The organism is Flavobacterium sufflavum, from assembly GCF_004016525.1.
GTDB classification, from domain to species: Bacteria; Bacteroidota; Bacteroidia; order Flavobacteriales; family Flavobacteriaceae; genus Flavobacterium; species Flavobacterium sufflavum.
In genome coordinates this window covers 199,379-226,173 of the sequence record NZ_SACJ01000003.1, presented here as the reverse complement: position 1 = coordinate 226,173, position 26,795 = coordinate 199,379, and the positions used below count along the sequence as shown (strand labels likewise).

Genomic DNA, 26,795 nt, shown 5'->3' with positions numbered 1-26,795 from the left:
TTATTAACTTATAATAATCCAAATAAACTATGACATCCGAAAATTCACAAACCAAATGGGGACAATTTATTCCCTTGGCAACCGTATTCTTCTTTTGGGGATTTGTTGCTGCCAGTAACGATATTTTAATTCCCGTATTTAAAAAAGCATTTGATTTAACTCAGGGTCAAAGCCAGTTTGTATCCATCGCTTTTTATATTTCTTATACTGTAGGTTCTTTAATTTATATGGGGGTTTCTTTATTGATGAAACAAGATTTAGTTAACAAAATTGGCTATAAAAATGGACTGGCATTGGGGTTGGTAATTTCTGCTTTTGGAACATTGTTGTTTTATCCGGCTGCCAATATTGGTTCTTATCCTTTGATGCTTGCGGGTTTATTTACTGTTGGTTTGGGATTTTCTTTGCAACAGACAGTTGCTAATCCATTAGCTATTGCTTTAGGGCCTATAAAAACAGGTTCGCAGCGATTGACATTGGCAGGAGGTATCAATAATTTCGGAACCACCATTGGTCCCCTAATAGTAAGTTTTGCCATTTTTGGTTCTGCTGTATCCGGAAATACTGAATTGAGTGTAGAGAGTATTAGGATACCTTACTTAATATTGGGAATAGCTTTCCTGATAGTGGCAGTTTTGTTGAAATTTTCATCCTTGCCGGAACACCCGGAAACAATAGAAGAAGTGGTTGATGAAACTGTTTCCTCTAAAAAATCAGCTTTAAATTACCCACAACTGCTTTTAGGAATGCTAGGGATATTTTTATATGTTGGTGTTGAGGTATCTACAGCCAGTAATTTACCATCTTATATGGAGAGTAAATTGGGATTTGAAATAGGAGCTATTGCCCCTTACATTTCTTTGTATTGGGCGAGTTTAATGATAGGCCGTTGGACTGGAGCTGTAGAAGCTTTTACTGATGATATTAGTATTCAAAAAATTCTGCGGTTTGTTGCCCCCTATTTGGCGTTTGCAGTTTTCTTAGTCGTAAATGCGATTGCCAATCATGATTTAACTCCTTTCTACATTTACGGATTAATTATCCTTGTTTTGATTGCTGCCGATATGACTAGCAAAGGAAATCCTGCCCGAATGTTACTTATTTTTTCTGGTTTAGGAATTGTCGCTCTATTAACTGGAATGACAATAACTGGAATAGTAAGTGTGTATGCTTTCACGAGCGTAGGTTTATTTTGTAGTACCCTTTGGCCTTGCATTTTTACCTTGGCAGTAAGTGGATTAGGAAAACACACCAGTCAAGGAAGTAGTTTTCTTATTATGATGATTTGTGGTGGCGGAATTATTAGCTGGCTGCAAGGTTTTGTATCTGAAAATATTGGGATTCAAAATAGCTATATTGTTGGTGTTTTATGTTTCTCTTATTTGATTTTTTATGCATGGAAAGTAAGTGGCATTTTAAAGTGTCAAGGCATCGACTTTGACACCAAAATCAGTGGAGGTCATTAAGAATACTTCTTCGTTGTACTAAAAAAAACAGGCTAAAAAAAGCCTGTTTTTTATTTAGGATATTTGTCCCGTCTTGAAATAAAGATACACAAAAAAGAAATCTCTAAAAATCCATTTCAATTATATTAAACGCAATTGATTACAAAAAAGCTTGTAACGCTAACTTCGTTAATGATTAGAAATATTTATGCTAAGACTTATCAAGAAAAAAAAATCGCTTCTTTTATTGAAGAATCTAATTTGAATTTTGTGTGTCAAATTGATAAAATGAATTTTAAAAAACAGAAATAGTAAAATTAAACCAAGGCTCGGGTTTTGTATTTCTTATATTATCAGAGTTATAGTCTACTGTGTTTTGAAAAAATCCTCACTTGAGTTCCTCACTTAGTGAGGAATTAGTTGAATTTGATTTTCAATAAAAAACCCTTAAACAATTGATGTTTAAGGGTTTGTTTTTGTAGCGAAGACGGGAGTTGAACCCGTGACCTCAGGGTTATGAATCCTGCGCTCTAACCAACTGAGCTACCTCGCCAAATTTCAGGTTAATACTGTTCCTGATTGCGGGTGCAAAGATAGAAATAAAATTAAAAGTTGCAAGCATAAAATGAAGAAAAAAAATATTTTTAAAAACGTTTTTTTTTAGACATTATATTCTATATATTCGAAAAAAAATAAATCTGCCTCTATGGATGTTAAAGTACGTTACGAAATTGAGTTTCCTATAAATTCTTCGCCACAATTATTATATCAATATATTTCTACTCCCTCTGGTTTATCTGAATGGTTTGCTGATGATGTGAACTCAAGAGGAGAATTTTTTACTTTTATTTGGAATGATTCCGAGGAAAAAGCAAGATTAGCTTCTAAAAAATCTGGTGAAAAAGTAAAGTTTAAATGGATTGATACAGCGGGTAAGGATACTGATTATTTTTTTGAATTACATATATTAGAAGATGAGTTGACTAAAGATGTGTCTTTGATGATAATTGATTTTGCGGATGAAGACGAAGTTGATGAAGCAAAACAATTATGGGAAAATCAAATTTCCGATTTAAAACATCTGTTAGGTTCTGTATAGAAAATTCTATTTTTATGACTTATATTTGCCCTGAACAAAATTCAGGGCTTTTTTTATGGTTAATTTCAACGGAACTTTAGTAACACAAGATTCAAATATATTAGTACAAAATCGTGGTTTTTTATATGGAGATGCTGTTTTTGAAACAGTTAAAATTGTAAATTCTAAAGTGCTTTATTTAGAAGATCATTATTTTAGATTAATGGCTTCAATGCGTGTGGTGCGAATGGAGATTCCGATGAATTTTACCATGGAATATTTTGAGGAACAATTACTGACTCTAACCGATAAATTGTCTATTTCTGATTCAGCAAGAGCCAGGATTACTGTTTTTAGGAATGATGGTGGCTATTATTTGCCAATAGATAATACGGTTTCTTTTTTAGTTCATGCTTCGGCTATTGAAGTTGCATCTTATGTTTTTGGGGAGAAAGAATATGAAGTAGACTTGTTTAAGGATTTTTATATTACAAAACAGTTATTGTCTTCTATTAAAACTACAAATAGAATTTTAAATGTTACCGCAAGTATTTTTGCAAATGAGAATGCTTTGGATAATTGTTTATTGTTGAATGACAGCAAAAATGTTGTCGAAGCAATTCAGGGGAATTTCTTTATGCTGGTAGGGAATAAATTGATTACTCCCCCGGTTTCTGAGGGTTGCTTGAATGGGGTGATGCGTAAACAAATTTTGAAATTAGCTAAAACTATCTCAGAAATTGAAGTAGTGGAAGAGGTGATTTCTCCTTTTGAGCTTCAAAAAGCTGATGAATTGTTTATTACAAATGTTATAAAAGGGGTTCAGCCTATTACTAAGTATCGAAAAAAGACCTTTGGCGTGAATTTCTCTCAGCAAATAATTGAGAAATTAAATGAATTAGTCTTAGTTGCTTAATTCAGATACGGATTTTCGGGTGCATTAGACCAAATTAGGTAGTCTCCGCCTAATTCGATAATTTGTTGTTTCCAAAAATGAGCAGACGATTTTCCTATAATTTTGTTTTTATAGGTATTGGATACAATAATCCAGGAATTTGCATCCATCTCCGATTGTAGTTGACTTTCTGACCAGCCGGTGTAACCTAGAAAAAAGCGGATATTATTTTTATTTATTTGTCCGCTATTAAGAAGTTCTTTGGTAGATTCAAAATCACCGCCCCAGTAGATTCCGTTAGAGATTTCTATGCTATTAGGGATTAAATTTGGAACGTTGTGGATAAAATATAAATTGTCTTGTTCAACAGGACCGCCATTGTAAATTTTTAAACGGGAATTGATTTCAGGAATTAAATCATGTATAGTGTATTTCAAAGGTTTGTTGATGATAAAACCAACTGATCCGTCTTTGTCATGATCGGCTAATAAAATCACAGATCTATTAAATGATGAATCTCCAATGATAGAAGGCTCAGCAATAAGTAATTGTCCTTTTATTAATTTTTCTGAAATCATGATTGTTCAAGTTTTTATTAAATTTAAGAAAAAAAAATAAAAAACTCCAAACTTAATCGTTAAAAAGCATAAAAAAACCCTCAAATGAGGGTTTTTTATATTGATGGATTTTGAAACTTATTTCTTAGTTTACAGCTCCTTCTAATTCAGCTCCAGCTTTGAATTTTACAACATTTTTAGCCGCGATTTGAATTGTTTTTCCAGTTTGAGGATTTCTTCCGTCTCTAGCAGCTCTTGGAGAAACTGACCATGAACCGAAACCTACAAGAGATACTTTTCCTCCTTTTTTCAAGGTACCACCTACATTTCCTAAAAATGACTCTAAAGCTAATTTTGCAGCAGCTTTAGTAATTCCTGCGTCAGCAGCGATAGCATCGATTAATTCTGATTTGTTCATAATGATAGTTATTAATTGTTGGTTAAAAATAAATTGTCGATACACAAATTTAGCAGTAAATACAGACCTTGCAAGTGTTTTTGTTGATTTTACTGTCTTTTGTTAATAACTTGTGTTTTTTGTTCATAACACTATTGTTTTTTTGCTTGTTTTTGCTCTTACACCCTAATTTTATTGGGGTTATACAGCTTTTGCTCCTTCTGAAAATGAAATTCCATTGAGTAATTCGGCTGTAGCCATTTTCTTTTTACCTGGAAATTGTAAATTTAGTACTTGTATGAAGCCATCTTTTGTTGCGATTTTTAATTCTTTTTTGGTGCTAATAATTGTTCCAATATTAAAATTATGGCTTTCAGTGATTATTTTAGATTCGTAAATTTTTACATTCCATTCCTGGTCTTTATCGGTAAAGAGACACCATGAGGCAGGATAAGGACTTAAACCTCTGATAAGGTTGTTGATTTCTAATGAAGATTTGCTCCAGTCAATCTTGCAGTTTTCCTTATTGAGTTTATAGGCTGTTTTAATATCGTCATCTTCTGTTTGGATAGTAGTGGTGACATTGCCATTTTCTATTAAGTTCAAGGTTTTAATAACAGTGCTGCTTCCTAAGCTCATTAAACGATCGTGAAGTTGTCCTGCATTTTCATTTGGATCAATTTCAGTTTCTGAGCTCAGAATCATTGCGCCAGTATCTATTTTATCATCAATAAAGAATGTGGTAACTCCAGTTTTAGTTTCTCCGTTTATAATAGCCCAATTAATAGGAGCTGCGCCACGATAATTAGGAAGGAGTGAAGCATGAAGATTAAATGTTCCTAAACTAGGCATTTCCCAGACTACTTTTGGTAACATTCTAAAAGCAACTACAATTTGTAAATTAGCGTTAAGTGATTTTAATTCGGCTAAAAAGGATTCGTCTTTTAGGTTAGTTGGCTGTAATAAGTTTAAATTATTTGCCAAAGCATATTCTTTTACGGCTGAATACTTTATTTTCTGTCCGCGTCCTGCTGGTTTGTCGGCAGCGGTTATGACTCCTACAATGTCGTAATTGTTCTTTAATATTGTATCAAGGATTCCTACGGCAAAGTCAGGAGTACCCATAAATACGATTCGTAATTTTTCCATTATTATTTTAAGCTATATTTATTGTTTGATTTTATCAGAATGCTTTTGTTTTCTAATAATTCTTGAAGTGCAAAGATAACATCGTCTGAAGGATTATTTAGCTTGATTTGAATTTCTCTCGAATTTAAATCAGCCGTTTTTAGTAAACTTAGTATTTCGGCTGAAAGTGAAAGTTTGGTTTCTTTTTTCTTTTTTTGTGTAAGACAGTAGGAACAGATACCACAATTAGTGTCTTTTTTTTCGCCAAAATATTCCAATAACAATTTGCTTTTACAGACTTTATCTTTTTTTACATAATTCAAAACCGCTTCAAATTGTTCCTTTTTTAATTGGTTTTGGTTTTCCAGATATTTAGCAATTCGATTAATGGTTTTGTCGTCTTCTCTGATTTCGTTAAAAATTAAAGTAGTATCATTGTTTTTCGAATGATAATCGATAATGGCTTTTTCTTTTAGTTTTTCTAAAACCGTTTGAACCTCTGCTTCTGAATGATTCGATTTTCGTGCAATTAGCGGAAGGTTGAAGTTGGTTTGGATATCATAAATTCCGGGATAAGTACGCAGGATGGCCAGAATAATTTCTTCGTCATTAGGATTCAAACTCGTGTAACGAATGACTTCTTTAGAAGGGATAATAAATTGCAAACTTATTTTTTCTGAGAATTCCTGCGATAAACTAATGACTCCCTGTCTGTCTAAAAACTGAATGGCATTGTAGGTTTTTAAAACAGGGAATTTATATCGGGTGCAAAACTGATTTAGGTTGAAAGAATATTGTTCGTTAATACCTTCGCCATAGGCAATTTGAAAATAGTTACACATTTTGATGAAAACTTCTTTCAGGAAGTGTTTATCAGGAAATGTATAGATAAACTGATTTTCGGTTTGGGCAACATCCGATGGATTGGTTAGTAAAACTGCAAAGGCTTTTTCTTCATTTCTACCGGCACGACCAGCTTCCTGGTAATAATTTTCAAGATTTTCGGGCAGTTGAATATGGATTACTGTTTTTACATTGGCCTTGTCAATTCCCATTCCAAAAGCATTGGTAGCAACCATGACCAAAACTTCTTCATTCATCCAAAGTTGCATGTTTTTATTTTTGTCTTTGGTTGAAAGTCCGCCGTGATAATAGGTGGCTTTAAAACCTAAAGAGTTAAGTTGGGCGGCAGTATCAATACAGGCTCTTCTGTTTCTTACATATATAATAGAAGGTTGCGGGTTTTTACTTAGAATTTGTTTTATTCTAAAGAGCTTGTCTTCGATTTCAAAAACCATGTAAGCAATGTTTTTTCTTTCGAAAGATTTTTCAAAATATTTTGGATTTTCCAGGCCTAATTCCTTGAAGATGTCTTCTTTGACTTTTGGAGTTGCTGTTGCAGTCAAAGCAAGAAAAGGGATTTTAGGGAAAAGTGTTTTTAGCTTCGAAATTTTTAAATAGGCGGGACGAAAATCGTGTCCCCATTGCGAAACACAGTGGGCTTCGTCTATGGCTATTAGATTGATAGGGAGATTTTTTATTCTCTCTAAAATCCAATCCGATTGTAAACGTTCGGGAGATAAATAAAGGAATTTGTAATTTCCGTATTGACAATTGTCTAATAAGTCAATTATTTCGTCTGATTTGATGCCGCCGGTAAGAGCAATGGCTTTGATGTCACGCTTTTGTAAGTTGGCAACCTGATCTTTCATCAGGGCTACTAAAGGTGAAATCACCAAACAAATTCCTTTTTGCATCAATGCCGGGATTTGAAAACATACTGATTTTCCGCCTCCTGTGGGCATAAGAGCAAAGGTATCATGGCCGTTTAAAACCGCATCGATAATTTCTTCCTGAGGCAATCTAAAACTGTCGTGGTTCCAGTATTTTTTTAGAATTTGTAAAGTTTCAGACATGAAATTTAGAAAAAAGTTAATTCGTTTTTTATAATCAAAACGGCTGTTTTTGGTGTTAATTTTCTTTTTTTATCAGAAAAAAAAGCAGCATCAGCAACAAACTTACTCAAACTAATTTAGATTTTGAAAAATACAGGGAATCAAAATGACGATTTTACTAAAAATCATATTATAGAATTCATATTTTAGAATTGAAACTGTATATTTGCTTTTATTTTTAAAGACAAAATGGATAAGAAAACTGAGGAATTTTTCGATAGATTAAAAGCCGAATTAGAAAAAAGTAATACCTGGCCAGCGATATATTTATTTAAATTTATTGTGCCTACAGATGATGAAAAAATCAAACAAGTAGAGCAAGCCTTTAATTGTTTAGGTGCGGTTATAAAAACTACTCAGTCTAAAACAGGAAAGTTTACGAGTGTTTCGGTTGATGTTCAAATGGCAAGTCCTCAGGCTGTTATTGATAAGTATATCGAGGTTTCTACTATAGAAGGAATCATTTCATTGTAGTTTTTGCAAAAAGAGAAAAAGAAACAATCCAGTTGCGTTTTTTTGCAATAAAGCGCTAAATAAATCAAATATGAATCAGAAATATATTAAAGAAAATGCGAATGATGTAGTACATCATTTAGAATATAATGCCGAAAGATCGCATTTGATTATTCCTGAGTATGGACGCCATTTGCAAAAATTAATAGATCAGGCTACCGTTATTGAAGATGCTGAAACCAGAAATAAAGCTGCGAAATACATTATTCAGGTTATGGGAAGCCTGAATCCGCATTTAAGAGATGTACCTGATTTTCAACATAAATTATGGGATCAGCTTTTTATAATGTCTGATTTTAAATTAGATGTACAATCTCCTTATCCTATCCCTTCCAGAGAAGTATTGCAATTAAAGCCGGATGTTTTAAAATACCCTCAAAATTTTCCAAAATACCGTTATTATGGTAACAATATCAAATACATGATTGATGTTGCTAATAAATGGGAAGAGGGTGAAATGAAAAGTGCATTGGTAAAAGTAATTGCCAATCACATGAAAAAATCGTATTTGAGCTGGAACAAAGACACTGTAAAGGATGACGTGATTTTTGAACACCTTTATGAATTATCCGGAGGAAAATTGAATTTGTTACAAAGTTCTGAAGAGTTGATTAATACGACTGATTTATTGAGAACCAATAAAAGAATGTCCAATAAAACGTCTTCTTCAGGCCAACCTAAAATTCAAAGCAATAAAAACAATAAAGGGCAGGGAAAACAAAAGCCTTTTCAAAAAAATAATAATCAAAAATAGAAGTTGCTAAGTATTTAAGTGACTAAGTCTTTTTAAAGAAAAACTTAGAGCCTTAGAATCTCAGTAACTCAGAACCTTAAAAAAAGAATATGGGAATTTTTAAAATTGAAGGAGGAATCCGTTTAAAAGGAGAAATAACTCCACAAGGCGCAAAAAATGAAGCATTACAGATTTTATGTGCTGTACTTTTAACTTCTGAAAAAGTAACAATCAACAATATTCCCGATATTATTGATATTAATAAATTGATTACACTTTTAGGTAATCTAGGTGTGAAAATTGAAAAAACAGGATCAGGTTCTTATACTTTTCAGTCTGATGAAGTAAATGTAGATTATTTAGAAACTGAAGCTTTTAAGAAAGAAGGTGGTGCTTTAAGAGGTTCTATTATGATTGTTGGGCCGCTCTTGGCACGTTTTGGAAAAGGATATATTCCAAAACCTGGAGGGGATAAAATTGGAAGAAGAAGATTAGATACGCACTTTGAAGGATTCATCAATTTAGGAGCTAAATTCCGTTACAACAGAGAAGACCATTTTTATGGTGTAGAAGCTAAAGACGGTTTAACAGGAACTGATATGCTTCTTGATGAAGCTTCGGTTACCGGTACGGCTAATATTGTTATGGCTGCTGTTTTGGCTAAAGGAACTACAACTGTTTATAATGCTGCTTGTGAGCCATATTTGCAACAACTTTGTAAGATGTTGAACTCGATGGGGGCTAAAATTACTGGTGTTGGTTCAAATTTATTGACTATTGAAGGAGTTGAGCGTTTAGGTGGTTGTGAACACCGAATTCTTCCTGATATGATTGAAATTGGTAGCTGGATTGGTCTTGCTGCAATGACAAGAAGTGAAATTACAATAAAAAATGTAAGTTGGGACAATTTAGGATTGATTCCTAATACATTTAGAAAATTAGGAATTACTTTAGAACGTAGAGGAGATGATATTTATATTCCAACTCACGAAAATGGATACGAGGTAAAAACTGATATTGATGGTTCTATTTTGACTATTGCCGATGCACCTTGGCCAGGATTTACACCTGACTTGTTGAGTATTGTTTTAGTTGTGGCAACACAGGCAAAAGGAGATGTATTGATTCATCAAAAAATGTTCGAAAGTAGATTGTTCTTCGTGGATAAATTAATCGATATGGGGGCAAAAATTATGTTGTGTGATCCGCATAGAGCTGTGGTTATAGGACATGATTTTAAATCTACTTTAAAAGCAACTACAATGTCTTCGCCAGATATTCGTGCGGGAATCTCTTTATTGATTGCTGCGCTTTCTGCAAAAGGAACGAGTACTATTCAAAATATAGAACAAATTGATCGCGGATATGAGCGTATTGACGAAAGATTGAGAGCTATTGGAGCTAAGATAGTTCGTGTTGAATAAAAAAATATGAGTAAAGAACAGCAAGCCGTTCAGGCAACTTACTTTAGCATAATTGGAAATACCTGCTTAGCAATTATAAAAGGCTTAGCAGGTTTTTTTGGCAATTCTTATGCCCTGATTGCTGATGGAATAGAATCGACCACAGATATTTTTTCTTCTCTGTTAGTACTGTTTGGGATCAAATATTCGAATAGACCGGCAGATGAAAATCATCCTTATGGGCACGGCCGTGCAGAGCCTTTAATTACTTTTTTAGTGGTTGGTTTTTTGATTACTTCGGCTACTATTATTGCTTATGAAAGTATTGGGAACATACAAAAACCTCATGATTTACCTAAATTATGGACTTTATTTGTGTTGGCTCCTTTGATTATTTGGAAAGAATATTCTTTTCAACTGGTAATGAAAAGAAGTATAGAAACTAATAGTTCTTCTTTAAAAGCAGATGCCTGGCACCATCGAAGTGATGCGATTACATCTGTTGCGGCATTTATTGGAATTACAATTGCCTTAGTTTTAGGAAAAGGATACGAAGCGGCCGATGATTGGGCTGCGCTTTTTGCGTCCTGTTTTATATTTTATAATAGTTATTTGATTTTTAGACCTGCTCTTGGTGAAATCATGGACGAACATTTGTACGACGATTTAATTGAGCATATTAGAGTAGTTGCTTCTGAAGTTGAAGGAATTATCGATACCGAAAAATGTTTTATAAGAAAATCAGGAATGAAATACCATGTCGATTTGCATGCTATCGTAAGTGCCGAGATTTCGGTAAAAGAGGGGCATCAATTGGCTCATATTTTAAAAGATACTTTGCGAAAAGAGATTCCTGAATTAGGACATGTTTTGATACATATTGAACCTGATGATGAATGTTTATAACCTAATCAGATAAAAAAAAACGAGTCAAATTAATAAAATTGACTCATTTTTTTATGCTCTTAATCTACAGCTTATAGAAAAGATTGTATGGCTAAATCGTAGCTTTTTAGACCAAAGCCTAAAACAACTCCTTTTGCATTTCCTGAAATATAAGATTGGTGTCTGAAGCTTTCTCTCGAAAAAGTATTCGATATATGTACTTCAACTACCGGAGTGGTGATTCCTTTAACGGCATCTCCGATACCTACAGAGGTATGCGTGTATGCACCGGCATTAAGGATGATTCCATCATAAGAGAAACCAAATTCCTGGATTTTATCGATTAATTCACCTTCAATATTGCTTTGGTAGTAGTTGAATTCTATAGTTGGAAATTTTTTTTGAAGCTCTTCAAAATATTCTTCGAAGGTTAGACTTCCATAAATTTCAGGTTCGCGTTTTCCTAATAAGTTTAGGTTAGGACCGTTTATAATGCTAATTTTCATTTTTTATCTTTTTGTAAAAATAAAAAACCGTCCTGAATTATCGGGACGGTTTTTATTATATTTTCTAAGTTTTTTTAGAACATGATACCAGCTGACAACTGAATAGTTGAGTTTTTAATGTCGGCATCTTTAGAAGCTTCTGTTAATCCAAGTCCGTATCGAGCCTGAACAAATATGCTTTTTGTGATATTTAAACCAAGTCCTCCTACTACACCAAATTCAAAAGTTTCAGCGTCTTCAAGATTTACATTTTTTCTGTCACTCAATAAGAATGAAGCCTGAGGACCTAATTCCAGACTTAAACTTTTGCTTAAACCTATTTTTGCTACAACTGGAATAGAAAGATAGCCTAATTCGTTTTTAAATTCCTCAACGGCATTTTTATAAGTTGCTCCCTGTGTAGAATATAAAAGTTCTGGCTGGATGGCAAAACCGTCAAACAGTTTGACTTCAGCTACTAAACCAGCGTGATAGCTTGTGATTGATTCTTTACTTTCGAAAGCAGGGGGAGTATCACCATTTTGATTAGCAAAATTTGCTCCTGCTTTAATACCAAAACGTATTGATTGTGCTTGTAATGCTGTTGTAATGCTAAAAAGCATAACTGCAATTAAAATCGATTTTTTCATAATAATTTTTTTAGTTAAGATTTGAGACTGTAAATATAAAACAGTTTAGGGAATGATTTTATTGTATTCTTTAACAAATAGCCAATGTTTTTTTAATTTAGTTGATTTTTATGAAAGAAAAATCTTGTTTTTATATAAAAAGGGTGAGGTTTTTAAAAATCACGGAATTTGGTGAGGTGTTTGTTTTTGTGTTCTGTAAATGAGTTGCTTATGGTTTTGTTTTTAGTTGGATTTACTGCTTTTTAATTTTGGTTTTAACAAAACATTTGGTTTTTATGTAGTAAATGTTTTAGGTTTGTATTCGAATTTTAACATATATCAATAATGAAAAAAGTTATTTTATCAGTCTTGGCTGTATTTGCATTTGGATTTGCTAATGCTCAATTAAGAGAAAAAGGGGAAATTGAAATTGTTCCACAAATAGGAGTTATTTCAGCTAACTATTACGGTGGAGAATCTGGAGACGGAAACTCTGCAATAACATCTGCAAGTTTTGGTGTTGGGGCTAATTATTTTTTTAATGACAGATGGAGTTTACTTTCTGGTTTGATTTATCAACCAATGGGAACTGAATTTTCAGGATTTAAAGATGAATTAAAATATGTAACAATTCCTGTAAATGCAAGCTGGCATTTTGGAAGTACGAGAAAATGGAATTTGAATTTTGGTCCGAGTATTGGTTTTTTGACATCTGCAAAAACTAGTGATGGAGATGATTTTAAAGATGAGATGAATTCTACTCAAATTGGTTTAAATGTGGGTATTGGTTATAAAATTGAAATATCAGATAATTTTAGTCTTTTAATAGATTATCAAAGTTTAACTGGTTTAACTGATGCTGCAAAAGATTTTTCATTTAAAAATACAGCAGGAACATTTAATTTAGGAGCTGTTATAAAATTATAATTTTATATATTTTCTTTAAAAAGACTATTCGAAAGAATGGTCTTTTTTTTGCCAAAAACTATTCTTGTTAAAGAATTGTTAATAGTGTTGTTAATAAGTTTTTAGTAAGACTAAGCTTTTGTTTTTAATGATTCGATAATTTTATGTTAATAAATTACTAATTTAACAATGTAAAACCATGAAAAAAATCATTTTAACAGCAGCGGTGCTATTTGCTTTTGGATTTGCAAATGCGCAAAGTGGAGCTTTCAAACTTGGGGCTCATGTAGGTTTGCCTACAGGTGATATTAAAGATTTTAGTTCTGTGAACTTAGGAGCTGATGTGGCTTATACCTGGAGTGTAGCCGAAGGTTTTGATGCAGGAATAACGACTGGTTATACTAGTTATTTAGGGAAAGATGGAGCTGACGCAGTAGGTTTTATTCCTGTGGCTGCTACAGCACAATTTACTCTAACAAATAATTGGTTTATTGGTGCTGATTTAGGTTATGCGATTGGTGCTAGTACGGATAATGATGGAGGGTTTTTATACCAACCAAAGTTTGGTTATCAAATGGAAAAAACAGGTGTTTATGTAGCTTACAAAGGAATTTCTAAGGATGGAGCTACTGTTTCATCGGTTAATTTGGGTGTGAGTTTTAAATTATAAAAAAAAAGAATTTTTTTACAAGAACCTCTTCCGAAAGGAAGAGGTTTTTTTATGTTTATAAAAGTCGTTTATTTGTAATATGAACTGGAATTCCTATATAAAAAGTTATCAATCCTATCTTAAAATAGAACGCGGTTTGTCAAAGAATACTGTTGCTAATTATTCTTTTGATATTGAGCGTTTGTGTTTGTTTCTTGCTGAACACAAAATGGAAATTTCTCCATTGAAAATTGGAGAGGAAACCATTCAGCAGTTTATATATGCTATTTCCAGTCAGGTAAATGCGCGTTCTCAGGCGCGAATTATTTCGGGATTAAAAAGCTTTTTTAGTTATTTGATTTTTGAAGATTATCGGGTTGATAATCCGATGGAATTGATTGAAGCTCCTAAAACGGGCAGAAAATTACCGGATACCTTAGCGGTTGAAGAAATAGATGCTTTAATCGCTGCTATCGATTTGTCTTCGAATGAAGGCGAACGCAATCGAGCCATGTTGGAGACTTTGTACGGTTGTGGTCTTCGGGTTTCGGAGTTAGTATCGCTTAAAATATCCGATTTGTTTTTTGATGAGGGCTTTATTAAAATTACCGGAAAAGGAAATAAAGAACGCTTTGTGCCTATTGCTAATTCGACAAAAAGATATATTCTTATTTATAAGGATAATGTAAGGGGATCTGTTCCGGTAAAAAAAGAGTTTAGTGATACCTTGTTTTTAAATCGAAGAGGAGGGCAGTTATCCCGTGCTATGGTTTTTACCATTATAAGTAATTTAGCTTCTAAGATTGGTTTGACAAAAAAAATAAGTCCGCATACTTTTAGACATTCTTTTGCAACGCATCTTCTTGAAAATGGTGCCGATTTGCGGTCGATTCAATTAATGCTGGGGCATGAATCGATAACGACTACTGAGGTTTATTTACATTTAGATAGGAAATTTTTAACAGAAGTGCTTGAGAATTGCCATCCTCGAAAAAACATGTAATTAAATTCCAAATTCCAATGTTAGGAGATTAAATAAAAAATTCCAAATTCCAATTAATAATTATTGGAATTTGGAGTTTAATCCCGATAGCTATCGGGATTGGGATTTATAGTTTTATTTAGCAATATTTACTGCTCTTGTTTCTCTAATTACGGTAACTTTCACCTGACCAGGATAAGTCATTTCAGTTTGTATTTTTTGCGAAATTTCGAAAGATAAAGTCGCAGCATTATCATCAGAAACTTTTTCACTTTCAACAATTACACGTAATTCTCTACCGGCTTGAATTGCATAAGCATTTTTAACTCCGTTGAATCCGTAAGCAACTTCTTCAAGGTCTTTTAAACGTTGAATATAAGAATCTAGTACTTGTCTTCTTGCTCCAGGTCTAGCTCCGGAAATAGCATCGCAAACCTGAATAATAGGAGATAATAAAGATTTCATTTCAATCTCATCGTGGTGAGCTCCAATTGCGTTGCAAACTTCTTCTTTTTCACCATATTTCTCAGCCCATTGCATTCCTAATAATGCGTGAGGTAAATCACTTTCAGTATCCGGTACTTTTCCAATATCGTGTAATAAACCGGCTCTTTTAGCTAACTTAACGTTTAGTCCTAATTCGGCAGCCATCAAACCACAAAGTTTAGAAACTTCGCGAGAGTGTTGCAATAAGTTTTGTCCGTAAGAAGAACGGTATTTCATTCTACCTACAACTTTAATTAATTCAGGGTGTAAACCGTGAATTCCTAGGTCAATAACGGTACGTTTTCCAACTTCGACAATTTCATCGTCAATTTGTTTAGCTGTTTTAGCAACCACTTCTTCGATACGTGCAGGGTGAATACGTCCGTCAGTTACTAATTTGTGTAAAGACAAACGGGCAATTTCTCTTCTAACAGGATCAAAACAAGAAAGAATAATAGCTTCCGGTGTGTCATCAACAATAATTTCTACTCCTGTAGCAGCTTCTAAAGCTCTGATGTTTCTACCTTCACGACCAATGATTCTACCTTTTACATCATCGGATTCGATGTTAAATACAGAAACACAGTTCTCCACTGCTTCTTCAGTTCCAACACGTTGAATAGTGTTGATGATGATTTTTTTAGCTTCTTGTTGTGCTGTTAATTTAGCCTCTTCAATAGTGTCCTGGATATGAGACATCGCCTTAGTTTTGGCTTCAGCTTTTAAGCCTTCTACTAATTGTTCTTTAGCTTCTTCAGCAGATAAACCAGAAATTAATTCTAATTGTTGTAATTGGCTTTTGTGTAGTTTGTCTACTTCAGCTTGTTTTTTGTCTAAAACTTCAATTTTAGCTTCAAATTCGGCAGTTTTTTTCTCAAAATCATCGTTAACTTTTTTAGCTTTAGATAATTCGTTAGAAACTTGAGATTCTTTGTCTCTGATTCTTTTTTCTACTTCAGCGACTTTTTTATCACGAGCCAAAATGACTTGTTCGTGCTCTGATTTTAATTCGATAAACTTCTCTTTAGCTTGAAGAATTTTGTCTTTTTTTATGTTTTCAGCCTCAAAATTAGCATCTTTCAAGATTGAAGCTGCCTCTTTTTTTGCATTTTTGATAAGGTTAGAGATGTTGCTTTTTTCTATGAATTTAGCAATACCAAATCCAGCTGCAACACCTATGATTCCCGAAATAATAATCGTTAATATGTCCATGTTTGTTTTAAAATTAATATATAAAAAAAAAGCCTACATTAAGTTGTTTGTATAAACTCGAAAAGACAAGTTTTGAGCTAACTCGTTGTTCAAGCTTCCAAACTGAATTGGCTTGCTATAGTAACGATGATTTGCTCATTCTAAATTGTTAGTGTTGAGTTTATCAAATATGAACTAATGTAGGCAGTATCTTAGTTGTTTAAAAGAACGTCGTTTTTTTAAAGATTTTCGTCTAAAATGGCATTAATTTTTTGAATTCTATCGATGGTTTCGTCTCCATTAATAGCATTGTCAATCTGTTTTTGCTCTACCTGCGATGCAAATTGCAAGGCACACATGGCTAAAACGTCTTGTTTATCGCGAACAGCATAGTTTTCTTCAAATTGCTTTATCATACTATCAATTTTTTTAGAAGCACTTCTAAGTCCTTCTTCCTGAGATGGATCCACGGTTAGCGGATATACCCGGTCAGCAATTGATATTTTAATTTTAAGCTTTTCGTCCATTGTTTATACTAATCTGACAACTGTGCTATACAGTAATCAATTTCACGAATTAATGAATTTATTTTAAGCTTTGTATCTCTTTTGTTTTCGTCACTGCCTAATAATGAATTGGCAATTTTAAGTGTCTCATACTGCGCTTTTAAAGCTTCAATCTCTTGAGATTGATTTTGTATGATTTGGGCAGATTTCTTTAATTCGATAGTTAAATCTTGATTGTTTTTTTCTAAATTTTTTAGTTTTAGAATAAGCTTTCCAACTTTATTTTCAAGAGTATCAATTATTTCTGCAATTACACTCATTATAAATCCTATTCATTACTTAATATTACAAATTTAGTATTACTTTTTAGTATTGCAATATTTTATTGGTTTTTTTATTATAAAATAGTCAAAATGTTGTACTGTAATTGGTTACAAAAAAACTTTTTTTATAAAGCATTCCGAATTAGTTTTTTTATCTTAGCAAAAATGATACGCATGAGATTTTTCCTTTTTTTTCTATTGATTTCTAGAGCTGTTATCGCTCAAACCACTTATCCAAAAGATTATTTCCAGGCTCCTTTAGACATTCCGATGCAATTGGCAGGGAATTTTGGCGAATTAAGACCGAATCATTTTCATGCGGGTTTTGATTTTAAAACCTTACAAAAAGAAGGCTTAGAAGTGCATGCTGCTGCCGATGGTTATGTTTCGCGTATTAAAATTTCTCCTTTTGGAAACGGAAAAGCCATTTATATTAATCATCCTAACGGATTTACAACGGTTTATTGTCATTTACAAACAGCAACCGCTGCTATTGAAGAATATATCAAAAAAACGCATTATAAAGAGCAGGCTTTTGAGATTGAAATGTTTCCAAAAGCTAATGAATTAGTGGTGAAGAAAGGTGAAATTATTGCGCTTTCTGGAAATACAGGTTCTTCGGAAGGACCGCATTTGCATTTTGAATTCAGGGATACCAAAACTGAAAAAATTATTAATCCAATGTTATTTGGGTTTGATAAAAATTTACAAGACACTAAAAAACCGTTGTTATCGGCTGTTTATGTTTATCCGTTAGAGGGAACAACGGCTAATCAATCAAAGCGACCTTTGTTGTTGAATGTCAGTTTGCAAAAAGATGGCACTTATTTAGCCAATAAGGTTTTGGCTAATGGGAAAATTGGTTTTGGAATTACTGCTGATGATTATGATAATGTCTCTTTTAGTAAAAATGGGGTTTATAAAGTGGAGTCTTATTTGAATGGGAAAGCTGTTTTTGGTTACCAATTCGATACTTATTCTTTTGATGAAATGCGTTATGTGAATGCTTTTATTGATTATGCCCGTTATAAAAAAACGTCTCAAAGAGTTCAAAAACTGTTTATGACTACTCCTTTTAATTTTAGTATTATTAAAACGGATGCAGATAACGGAATTGTAAATGTAGTTCCTAATTTAAATTTAGTGTATCGAATTGAGATTGCTGATTTTTCAGGAAATACTACAATTGTCAATATTCCGATTGCTTTTGACACTTCTAGTCCAATTGTAGGGAAAGAAAGTATAACGTCTAATTATTTTGTTAAAGCCCAAAAAGATAATATTTTTTCAAAAGATAGTATGACTGCCAGTTTTCCGGTGGGCACTTTTTATGATGATTTTGCTATGAATTTTGCCGTAAACGGAAATGTTTTAACACTTCATGATGATACCGTTCCTGTACATTCCAGTTTTGAAATTGCTATAGAAAGTGATAAATATACCGAAGAGCAAAAAAGTAAAGTTTATATAGCGAGTTTGAGTTCCAGTGGAAGTTTAGGTTATAATGCTACAACGGCGAAAGGGAATCTTTACACAACTAAGGTGCGGACTTTAGGGAAGTATACATTGGCTATGGATAGCACTTCGCCTATAATTGCTATTGCAAAACCTATTGAAGGCCGCTGGTTGAGTGCTGAAAAAGCAATCCAACTTTCTATCAGGGATAGTGGTTCGGGTATAAAATCATACAACGGTTATTTGAATGGAAATTGGATTTTATTTGAATATGATGCTAAAACTAGAAAAATCACTCATAATTTTAGTGATGGAATTGTTGCCGAGGGAGCTAATGATTTAAAAGTTGTAGTGACAGACCAGGTGGGTAATGCAACTACATTTGAAACCCATTTTTTTAGAAGTCAAAAATAATATTGGATACTTTGAAAATCAGTAAAGCAGCTTTTGTTTTTGTTTTTGTTTTGTTTTGGATTAGTTTTTCTTCTTTGGCGCAATTAGCTAAAGTAAAGGGAACTCTGCTCGATGCTCAAAATAGGCCTTTAAGTAATGTTAATATTTCGTTTTTAGGACATACAACCCAATCTAATGCAAAAGGTTTTTATGCCATTAAAGTTCCTGTAAATAAAAAAATAAATCTTGTTTTTAGTCATTTGTCATTCAAAAAATCAACGGTTTCTTTATTATTGAAAAATTCGGAGGATTACGAATTGAATTTGGTAATGAATGAACATGAGGAACAAATGGGGGAAATCATCATTACAAAAGACAAAAAAAGCCAAATTCAGGGAATTACTACTATTACGCCTGATGTTATCAAGAAAACTCCAGGAGCTAATGCCGGAATCGAAAATGTATTGAAAACTTTAGCAGGAGTCAATTCCAACAATGAATTGAGTACCCAGTATTCTGTTAGGGGCGGAAATTATGATGAAAACTTGGTTTATGTTAACGAAATAGAAGTTTACCGTCCTTTTTTAATTCGTTCCGGGCAACAGGAAGGTTTGAGTTTTACGAATACTGATTTGGTTCAAAATGTCAATTTTTCGGCAGGAGGATTTCAGGCTAAGTATGGCGATAAGTTATCTTCTGTTTTGGATATTACGTATCGAAATCCTACTCAATTTGCAGCAGCTTTTGAAGCGAGTTTTCTTGGTGGAAGCCTTGCTGTAGATGCCGTTTCTAAAAATAAAAAATGGACTGCGGTTACGGGAGTTCGTTATCGAAATAATAGCTTGTTAGTGAATAGTCAGGATACAGAAACGAATTATACACCTTCCTTTGTTGATGTACAAACCAATGTCAATTACCAGGCATCTGCAAAATGGCAATGGAGTTTTCTAGGGAATATATCTCAGAATAAGTATGATTATGAGCCTTTATTAAGAAAGACAAAATTTGGGACGGCTGATAAACCGATGCTATTGACGGTATTTTATGATGGGCAGGAAAAAGATAAGTATCAGACTTATTTTGCTGCTTTGAAAACTACGTTTAAGGCTTCTGATCGGCTTATATTTAAGTTTATTGGTTCTGTTTATCACACTTTGGAACAGGAACATTTTGATATTTTGGCACAATATCGTTTAGGGGAGAATGATACGACTATTGGAACAGAAACTTATGATGATGTATCTTATACCAGTGGAATCGGAACCCAGTTGAATCATGCTCGCAATGATTTAGATGCTTTGATTTTGAATTCTGAAGTCAAAGGTTTTTATGATTGGGCAAAAAGTAATTTAGAATTTGGAGTAAAATACACCCGTGAATCTATTCGGGATCGGATAATGGAGTGGGAAGTTGTTGATTCGGCGGGATTTTCTATTAATCCACCAATAATCAATTTTGCTCAAAAAGACGAACCCTATACTTCTTTTACAGGACCTTTGGCTCCGTATCAAAGTGTATTTGCAACTAATTTTAATACCATCAATCGATTTTCGGCTTTTGTGCAATGGAATGCTAAAAGTAATTTGGAAAATGCACAGCTTTGGTACACAGCAGGTGTTAGAATGCAAAATTGGGGAGTATCAGGAACGAATGCTCCGGCTAATTCGCAAACGGTTTTTAGCCCCAGAGCACAATTGGCTTTAAAGCCCAATTGGGAAAAAGAGATGATTTTTAGGATTTCTGGAGGATATTATTACCAACCGCCTTTTTATAGAGAGCTCAGAGATGCCAGTGGGGCGGTTCAGCCAAACGTGAAAGCTCAGCAATCAGTCCAAGTGGTTCTTGGAAATGAATATAGTTTCCAAATGTGGAAACGTCCTTTTAAATTGGTTTCGGAGTTGTATTATAAATCGCTTACGGATGTTAATAATTATACTATTGATAATGTTAGAATTCGTTATGCAGCAAATAATGATGCAAAAGCTTATGCGCAAGGATTGGATTTTAGATTGAATGGTGAATTTGTTCCCGGAACTGAATCATGGTTTAGTTTTGGTTATCTTAAAACGGAAGAAAATTCGAATAATAAGGGGTATATTGCCCGACCAACAGATCAACGACTGAAATTTGGCGTTTTGTTTCAAGATTATATGCCAAATATTCCAAGTATGAAATTGTATCTGAATTTGGTATACAATACCGGATTGCCTGGAGGTTCTCCTTCTTATTCTGATCCTTATGTGTACCAAAACCGATTGAATGATTATCGTCGAGTTGATATTGGTTTTTCTAAAATTTTAATTGATGCCGCTTCGACAAAAGTCAGAAAGAATTGGTTGGGGAATTTTAAAGAATTATCCATAGGCTTAGAAATATTCAATTTGTTTAATAATCAAAATGCAATTACCAATACTTGGGTGCGTGATGTGTATTCTAAAAACGAATATGCCATACCTAATTATATGACAACAAGAATATTCAATGTAAAATTGAATGCTAAATTGTAATAAAGTTTTAGTTTTTGGAGTTTTCTTATATCATAAATTAAGTTTAAATTTAAAAAGCATTTTTAAAAATCATTACATTTGAAAATATTTTAATACCGTATCCCAATGAAAATAGTACCTGTAGTCTTGATAAATATTGCAATTTTACTTTTAGGAAGTTGCAAAAAAGAAGTAGAAAAACCCAAAGTGATTTATGATACTGCTAATAAGGGAAAACAGCTTACTAAAGTTGATTCGACTCAGGTTTCTATTGCCGATTTACCAATTCAGATGGAAGGGACAAACTATTTAATTCATCCTGTTGGTGATTTAAGAGTGTATGAGAAAGGGACAAAAGTGAAGTATGGTTCTTCCAGTGTAATCGATTTGAGTTTTACTGTCTCTAATTTGGGTGATGATGAAATTACAGGTTTTTTACAAAATTTAAAGTTCCAGAAAATTGATTCTGATTCGATAAAATCCTTAACTGATAAGCCTGCTTTGATTTTGACGGTTACTTATTTAAAGGCAATTGCCGAAAAAACCAATAAACAAATTTTAGTGTACACCATGTATGATGTCGATACAAATAAAGATGGAAAATTAGATACGAGTGATATTAAATCCTTGTATTTAAGTGAAATCAGTGGTGAGCATTTTACTAAAATTTCGGCTGATTTTCAGGAGTTAATCGATTGGAATTTAATCGAATCTAAAAATCGTTTGTATTTTAGAACCGTTGAGGATACCAATAAAAATGGTCAATTTGATAAAAATGATGTGGTGCAATATGGTTACATCAATTTATTGGCTAAAGATTGGGAAGTTGTAAATTACGAACCTATTTAATGTTTTTTGTTTAAATCAGAATGTCACTTTCTAAGTCTGATTTTTCAATCGTGAAATCAAATCCTAATTGTTTTACCAATTCGATGACCAGGTTTTTATACCAGTTTTCCGATTTAGGATGAATGTAGATTTTTTCAATCAATTGATTGATGTCTACATTGATTTTTAAGCCATCATTCAGTTTTATTTTGCTGTCAGTAACGTCAGTTATAATTCGGACTTCACGTTCGTATTGAAAACTTTTTCGTTTAAATAGAAAAGGGAAGAATAAATCATCAAAAGGAATGTATTCTTTCTTGTAGTCGATATAGTTTACCTCGCCAATATATTGTTTAAAATGATTCTCAGGATTCAAGGATTTTTGTAATCTTCCAATGGTAGATTGAATGGCAAGACCTTCACTGTTTTGGGTAAAAATTTGCCACATCGCAAAAGATTCGTATTCATTAATATGCCAGCTACTGATGGCTACTTTTTCCCGATGTGTTTTGTAATAATTGATAAAATCAGGATTGTCAATAGCTAGTTTCTTGATTTCTTCATAGGTAGGCTCGCTAAAAGTGCCTTCGTATTGATCTTCAAATTTGTCCGAACGGGACATGAATAATTTTTGCGAAAGCAATAAATCTAAAAACTTTGATAAATCTAAATATTTCCAAACTACAGTTTCGGTATCTTCCGGAAGTTTGATATTTAGATTGTTGTGATACATTGCTTTTAGATTTAAAGTTGCATAAAGATATTATTCGTTTTTTGAATCTAAAATAAAGCGATATTAAATTATAATTATTTATTCTAAAGATTGCATGGAAACTAATTTGTTATAAGTGCCATTTAAAGCAATCAATTCTTCATGTGTGCCTTGTTCTACAATTTTTCCTTTTTTCATAACGATAATCGTATCTGCTTTTTGAATGGTAGAAAGACGGTGAGCTATAACAATTGAGGTTCTGTTTTGCATCATGTTTTCCAATGCCACTTGTACAAATTTTTCGCTTTCAGTATCCAAAGCAGATGTTGCTTCGTCCAGAATCATAATTGGAGGGTTTTTCAATACGGCGCGAGCAATTGACAAACGTTGTTTTTGACCACCCGATAGTTTATTTCCGCTATCGCCAATGTTAGTGTAAATTCCGTTTGGCAAGTCTTTTACAAATTCGTAGGCATTGGCAATTTTTAAAGCTTCGATAATTTCTTCGTCAGAAGCATTTGGTTTTCCTAAAGAAATATTTGCTTTTATGGTGTCGTTAAATAAAATGCTGTCTTGAGTAACTAATCCCATCAATCCGCGCAAAGATTGTAAGTTCATGTCTTTGATGTTTACTCCGTCAATAGCAATGCTACCTTCGTTAACATCATAAAAACGAGTCAGTAAATTGGCAATGGTACTTTTTCCACTTCCCGATTGACCAACTAAAGCAATAGTTTGTCCCTTTTTGACTTCAAGAGAAAAGTCTTTTAAAACATTTTCATCTTCATATTTAAAGTGAATGTTTTTGAGAGTTATTTCAGAATCAAAAGTGTTTTTGTCAGTGGTTTTTTCTTTTGAAGTAATTTCGTTTTCAACTTCTAAAACTTCAAAAACACGTTCTGCAGCAGCTAATCCATTTTTTACAGCATAAGAAGCTTTAGAGATTGCTTTAGCAGGTGTAAGAATGTTGAAAGCTAAAGTAAGATAAACAATAAAAGAAGATCCATCTAATGTTTTGTCTATTAAAACTAAATTACCACCATAAAAAAGTAAAATGGCTATGGTTGTTACTCCCAGAAATTCACTTAATGGTGTAGCCAGGTTATTTTTAGTACCAATGCTATTTGATAAATTTAGTAATCTCATCACAGAATCATTGAATCTGTTTTTGAAATTTGGCTCGGCGTTGTAGCTTTTAATTACTTTTAATCCACCTAAAGTTTCATCTACAATAGAAATTAGAAATCCGCTTTCTTTTTGAGCTTCTAATGATTTAGCTCTTAGACTTTTTGCTACTTTTGAAATAATCCAGCCTGATATAGGCATGAAAATCAAAACAAATAAAGTAAGTTTTGTACTTATGAAAAACATCGTAGCTAAGGCAAAAATGATAGTTAGCGGTTCTTTTACAACGAGTTCTAAGATTGAAAAAAATGAATTTTGTACTTCGTTGACATCTCCCAGCATACGGGCCATAATATCTCCTTTTCTTTTCTCCGAATAGTAAGATATTGGTAATTCAATAATTTTATCATACATGGATTTTCTTAAATCTTTAAGAACTCCATTTTTAAGGTGCATGATATGGAATGATGCTAAATAGTTAAAGAGATTTTTTAATAAAAAAGTAGTAATTATCATTAATACAACAAACAACAAAGCAACTTGAATACTGTTGCCTTGTGTTAATGTTGAAATTTGATAATACATGTATTCTGTGCCATACTGTTTTATATTTCCAATCCCTGTGTAGGTAGGTTTTGTAAATACTTCTTTTGCCTTTCCAAAAAGAACATCAAGCACAGGAAGTAATGTTAGCATCGAAATGGTGCTAAAAAAAGCATATAAAATATTATAAATCACATTCCATATAATGTGAGAATTGTAAGGTTTTAAGTAAGGAAATAATTTTAATAAGCTTTTGTCCATTAGTTCAATTGCATTGCAGTAATGATATTTTTTATTTTGTCGTCTAAGATGTTTTCTACTTCATTGAAATTTTCAACAGCATCAAGTTCAGTATTTACACTGATGTAGAATTTGATTTTAGGCTCGGTTCCACTAGGTCTGGCGCAAATTTTTGAACCATCTTCAGTATAATAAATCAACACGTTTGATTTTGGCATGTCCATAACCGATTCTTCACCGTCAAGTAAATTTTTAGCAATAGAAGAATCGTAATCTTCGACCATTACCACACGTTGTCCGTTGATTTCTTTTAATGGATTTTCTCTCAGGTCAATCATCATCTGGTTGATTTCCTGTAAGCCTTCCATTCCTTTTTTAGTCAATGAAACTAAATATTCTTTGAAGAATCCGTGATCTACGTATAATTTCAATAATTCTTTGTAAACCGTACTTCCGTTAGCTTTGGCTTGAGCTGCCACTTCGCAAATTAATAAGGTTGCAGCAACTGCATCTTTATCACGAACGGCATCACCTACCATATATCCGAAACTTTCTTCTCCACCGCCGATGAATTGTAATTCAGGGAAATCCTTAATCATTTTGGCAATCCATTTGAAACCGGTCAAACCTACTTTGAAATTAACACCATAAGCCGAAGCCAATTCCATAATCATAGGAGTAGAAACGATAGTAGAGCCTACAAATTGTTTTCCGTTAATTTTGCCTGCTTTTTTCCATTTTTCCAGTAAAAAGGCAGTCATTAAAATCATCGTTTGGTTTCCGTTCAACAAGGTCATTTCGCCTTCGTTATTTCGAACAGCAATTCCTAGACGGTCACAATCAGGGTCGGTACCAATAACGATATCAGCATTTGTTTTATCCGCAAGAGCCAATGCTAAAGTCAAAGCTTCCGGTTCTTCAGGATTTGGAGATTTTACCGTAGGGAAATCACCATTAGGAACCGATTGCTCTTCAACCAGATGTACGTTTTTGTAACCCGCTTGAGCAAAAGTTTCAGGAACTACAGTAATGGAAGTCCCATGCAATGAAGTGAAAACAATGTTTAAATTGTCTTTTGCTTCAGCAGGTGTATCAAAACTGGCATTTTCAATAGTTGATTTGATAAAGGCCTGGTCAACTTCTTTGTCGATATATTGAATCAAATCTTCGTTAGCATCAAATTTGATTTCGTCGTAATTTAATTTTTCGATGGCATTGATGATTGCTTCATCTTCAGGAGGTACAATTTGTCCTCCATCCTGCCAGTATACTTTGTAACCGTTATATTCAGGTGGGTTGTGAGAAGCGGTCAAAACGATTCCGCATTGACAACCTAAATGTCTAAGTGCAAAAGATAATTCGGGTGTTGGTCTTAGATCTGAAAAAAGATATACCTGAATTCCATTGGCAGAGAAAACATCAGCGACAACCTTAGCTAAAGATTTACTGTTATGACGACAATCAAAAGCAATAACCGCTTTTATAGGTTGGTTAGGAAAAACAGATTTCAGGTAATTAGAAAGTCCTTGAGTGCTTTTTCCCAATGTGTATTTGTTAATTCGGTTGTTTCCCACGCCCATAATACCTCGCATTCCTCCAGTTCCAAATTCTAAGTTTTTGTAAAAACTTTCTTCAAGTTCTTTTGGGGCATTTTTTATCAGTTCGTTAAGTGCTTCTTGGGTTGCGGTGTCAAATGTAGGGCTTTGCCATTCATTAACTGCATCTAAAATGTGTTGTTTAGTTTCCATTTCTGTCGCGTTTTACGGTTCTCGTTTTTATATTGGGTTGTTTTTAGTTTTTGTAATGCATTGTTTTTAACAACGACTATTTTATTCGGAATATAAGAAATAAATAGATTTGTATTGTG

At 33.2% G+C, this 26,795-nt stretch carries 25 protein-coding genes and 1 tRNA gene; 13 read left to right on the top strand and 13 right to left on the bottom strand.

Features of this window, described 5'->3' with window-relative positions:
• The first annotated feature begins 29 nt into the window (after positions 1–29).
• Positions 30–1,466 (top strand): MFS transporter, encoded by a 1,437-nt coding sequence (locus EOD40_RS06710; RefSeq protein WP_128194123.1) that lies wholly within the window; start codon positions 30–32, stop codon positions 1,464–1,466.
• A 458-nt stretch (positions 1,467–1,924) separates the two neighbouring features.
• On the opposite strand, the gene EOD40_RS06705 is transcribed toward EOD40_RS06710, so the two are convergent.
• Positions 1,925–1,998 (bottom strand) — tRNA-Met (locus tag EOD40_RS06705).
• Positions 1,999–2,151: 153 nt separating this feature from the next.
• Between EOD40_RS06705 and EOD40_RS06700 the strand changes: the two genes are divergently transcribed.
• Both EOD40_RS06700 and EOD40_RS06695 read left to right on the top strand, forming a co-directional pair.
• Entirely contained in the window at positions 2,152–2,544 is a 393-nt protein-coding gene (locus tag EOD40_RS06700) for an START-like domain-containing protein (RefSeq protein ID WP_128194122.1), read from the top strand.
• 55 nt (positions 2,545–2,599) lie between these two features.
• The gene (locus EOD40_RS06695) at positions 2,600–3,439 is read left to right on the top strand and encodes an aminotransferase class IV (protein WP_128194121.1); all 840 of its coding nucleotides are present in this window, start codon (positions 2,600–2,602) and stop codon (positions 3,437–3,439) included.
• Here the strand turns inward: EOD40_RS06695 and EOD40_RS06690 are convergent.
• The 4 genes from EOD40_RS06690 to EOD40_RS06675 all read right to left on the bottom strand — a co-directional run bounded on the left by EOD40_RS06690 (position 3,436) and on the right by EOD40_RS06675 (position 7,416).
• On the bottom strand, positions 3,436–3,996 hold the full coding sequence (locus EOD40_RS06690) for a YqgE/AlgH family protein (RefSeq protein WP_128194120.1): 561 nt from the start codon (positions 3,994–3,996) through the stop codon (positions 3,436–3,438). The two genes, EOD40_RS06695 and EOD40_RS06690, sit on opposite strands and share 4 nt — an antisense overlap.
• A 124-nt stretch (positions 3,997–4,120) precedes the next feature.
• Positions 4,121–4,393 carry an HU family DNA-binding protein gene (locus EOD40_RS06685; protein WP_071183513.1) on the bottom strand — a complete coding sequence of 91 codons (273 nt, stop codon included), beginning with the start codon at positions 4,391–4,393 and terminating at the stop codon, positions 4,121–4,123.
• Between the two features lie 180 nt (positions 4,394–4,573).
• Entirely contained in the window at positions 4,574–5,521 is a 948-nt protein-coding gene (gene fmt / locus EOD40_RS06680; protein ID WP_128194119.1) for a methionyl-tRNA formyltransferase, read from the bottom strand.
• Between the two features lie 2 nt (positions 5,522–5,523).
• Positions 5,524–7,416 (bottom strand): RecQ family ATP-dependent DNA helicase, encoded by a 1,893-nt coding sequence (locus tag EOD40_RS06675; RefSeq protein WP_128194118.1) that lies wholly within the window; start codon positions 7,414–7,416, stop codon positions 5,524–5,526.
• A gap of 228 nt (positions 7,417–7,644) precedes the next feature.
• Here EOD40_RS06675 and EOD40_RS06670 point away from each other — a divergent pair, with 228 nt between their 5' ends.
• The 4 genes from EOD40_RS06670 (at position 7,645) to EOD40_RS06655 (ending at position 11,010) form a co-directional block, all read left to right on the top strand.
• Positions 7,645–7,929 carry a DUF493 family protein gene (locus tag EOD40_RS06670; RefSeq protein WP_128194117.1) on the top strand — a complete coding sequence of 95 codons (285 nt, stop codon included), beginning with the start codon at positions 7,645–7,647 and terminating at the stop codon, positions 7,927–7,929.
• 70 nt (positions 7,930–7,999) lie between these two features.
• Entirely contained in the window at positions 8,000–8,722 is a 723-nt protein-coding gene (locus EOD40_RS06665) for a DUF4290 domain-containing protein (RefSeq protein WP_128194116.1), read from the top strand.
• Between the two features lie 89 nt (positions 8,723–8,811).
• Positions 8,812–10,125 (top strand): UDP-N-acetylglucosamine 1-carboxyvinyltransferase, encoded by a 1,314-nt coding sequence (gene murA / locus EOD40_RS06660; protein WP_128194115.1) that lies wholly within the window; start codon positions 8,812–8,814, stop codon positions 10,123–10,125.
• A gap of 6 nt (positions 10,126–10,131) precedes the next feature.
• Complete coding sequence (locus EOD40_RS06655; protein WP_128194114.1) at positions 10,132–11,010, top strand: cation diffusion facilitator family transporter; 879 nt, start codon at positions 10,132–10,134, stop codon at positions 11,008–11,010.
• Between the two features lie 71 nt (positions 11,011–11,081).
• Here EOD40_RS06655 and aroQ read toward each other — a convergent pair whose 3' ends face one another.
• Positions 11,082–11,495 (bottom strand): type II 3-dehydroquinate dehydratase, encoded by a 414-nt coding sequence (gene aroQ / locus EOD40_RS06650; protein WP_128194113.1) that lies wholly within the window; start codon positions 11,493–11,495, stop codon positions 11,082–11,084.
• Between the two features lie 74 nt (positions 11,496–11,569).
• Positions 11,570–12,124 (bottom strand): porin family protein, encoded by a 555-nt coding sequence (locus EOD40_RS06645; RefSeq protein ID WP_128194112.1) that lies wholly within the window; start codon positions 12,122–12,124, stop codon positions 11,570–11,572.
• Between the two features lie 324 nt (positions 12,125–12,448).
• Here EOD40_RS06645 and EOD40_RS06640 point away from each other — a divergent pair, with 324 nt between their 5' ends.
• The 3 genes from EOD40_RS06640 to xerA all read left to right on the top strand — a co-directional run bounded on the left by EOD40_RS06640 (position 12,449) and on the right by xerA (position 14,661).
• The gene (locus EOD40_RS06640; protein ID WP_128194111.1) at positions 12,449–13,030 is read left to right on the top strand and encodes an outer membrane beta-barrel protein; all 582 of its coding nucleotides are present in this window, start codon (positions 12,449–12,451) and stop codon (positions 13,028–13,030) included.
• 178 nt (positions 13,031–13,208) lie between these two features.
• Positions 13,209–13,679, top strand: coding sequence for a hypothetical protein (locus tag EOD40_RS06635; RefSeq protein WP_128194110.1), 471 nt, complete (start codon positions 13,209–13,211; stop codon positions 13,677–13,679).
• 79 nt (positions 13,680–13,758) lie between these two features.
• Positions 13,759–14,661, top strand: a complete 903-nt coding sequence (xerA, locus tag EOD40_RS06630) for a site-specific tyrosine recombinase/integron integrase (RefSeq protein WP_128194109.1) — start codon at positions 13,759–13,761, stop codon at positions 14,659–14,661.
• A gap of 114 nt (positions 14,662–14,775) precedes the next feature.
• On the opposite strand, the gene rny is transcribed toward xerA, so the two are convergent.
• The 3 genes from rny to EOD40_RS06610 form a co-directional block, all read right to left on the bottom strand.
• Complete coding sequence (gene rny / locus EOD40_RS06625; RefSeq protein ID WP_128194108.1) at positions 14,776–16,338, bottom strand: ribonuclease Y; 1,563 nt, start codon at positions 16,336–16,338, stop codon at positions 14,776–14,778.
• A gap of 218 nt (positions 16,339–16,556) precedes the next feature.
• Positions 16,557–16,844, bottom strand: coding sequence for a cell division protein ZapA (locus tag EOD40_RS06615; protein ID WP_128194107.1), 288 nt, complete (start codon positions 16,842–16,844; stop codon positions 16,557–16,559).
• An 8-nt stretch (positions 16,845–16,852) separates the two neighbouring features.
• Complete coding sequence (locus EOD40_RS06610; protein ID WP_128194106.1) at positions 16,853–17,143, bottom strand: hypothetical protein; 291 nt, start codon at positions 17,141–17,143, stop codon at positions 16,853–16,855.
• Positions 17,144–17,320: 177 nt separating this feature from the next.
• Here EOD40_RS06610 and EOD40_RS06605 point away from each other — a divergent pair, with 177 nt between their 5' ends.
• From EOD40_RS06605 to EOD40_RS06595, 3 genes are all read left to right on the top strand, one after another.
• On the top strand, positions 17,321–19,015 hold the full coding sequence (locus EOD40_RS06605) for a M23 family metallopeptidase (RefSeq protein WP_128194105.1): 1,695 nt from the start codon (positions 17,321–17,323) through the stop codon (positions 19,013–19,015).
• A gap of 17 nt (positions 19,016–19,032) precedes the next feature.
• Positions 19,033–21,501 (top strand): TonB-dependent receptor, encoded by a 2,469-nt coding sequence (locus EOD40_RS06600; protein ID WP_164905461.1) that lies wholly within the window; start codon positions 19,033–19,035, stop codon positions 21,499–21,501.
• 105 nt (positions 21,502–21,606) lie between these two features.
• The gene (locus tag EOD40_RS06595) at positions 21,607–22,329 is read left to right on the top strand and encodes a CREC-EF hand family protein (RefSeq protein WP_128194104.1); all 723 of its coding nucleotides are present in this window, start codon (positions 21,607–21,609) and stop codon (positions 22,327–22,329) included.
• A 10-nt stretch (positions 22,330–22,339) separates the two neighbouring features.
• On the opposite strand, the gene EOD40_RS06590 is transcribed toward EOD40_RS06595, so the two are convergent.
• The 3 genes from EOD40_RS06590 to EOD40_RS06580 form a co-directional block, all read right to left on the bottom strand.
• Positions 22,340–23,041: a DUF2971 domain-containing protein gene (locus EOD40_RS06590; protein WP_128194103.1), complete on the bottom strand. Its 702-nt coding sequence runs from the start codon at positions 23,039–23,041 to the stop codon at positions 22,340–22,342.
• Between the two features lie 78 nt (positions 23,042–23,119).
• Positions 23,120–24,949, bottom strand: coding sequence for an ABC transporter ATP-binding protein (locus tag EOD40_RS06585; protein ID WP_128194102.1), 1,830 nt, complete (start codon positions 24,947–24,949; stop codon positions 23,120–23,122).
• Positions 24,949–26,676, bottom strand: a complete 1,728-nt coding sequence (locus EOD40_RS06580; RefSeq protein WP_128194101.1) for a phospho-sugar mutase — start codon at positions 26,674–26,676, stop codon at positions 24,949–24,951. The genes EOD40_RS06585 and EOD40_RS06580 overlap by 1 nt, the downstream gene beginning before the upstream one ends.
• Between the last annotated feature and the right edge of the window lie 119 nt (positions 26,677–26,795).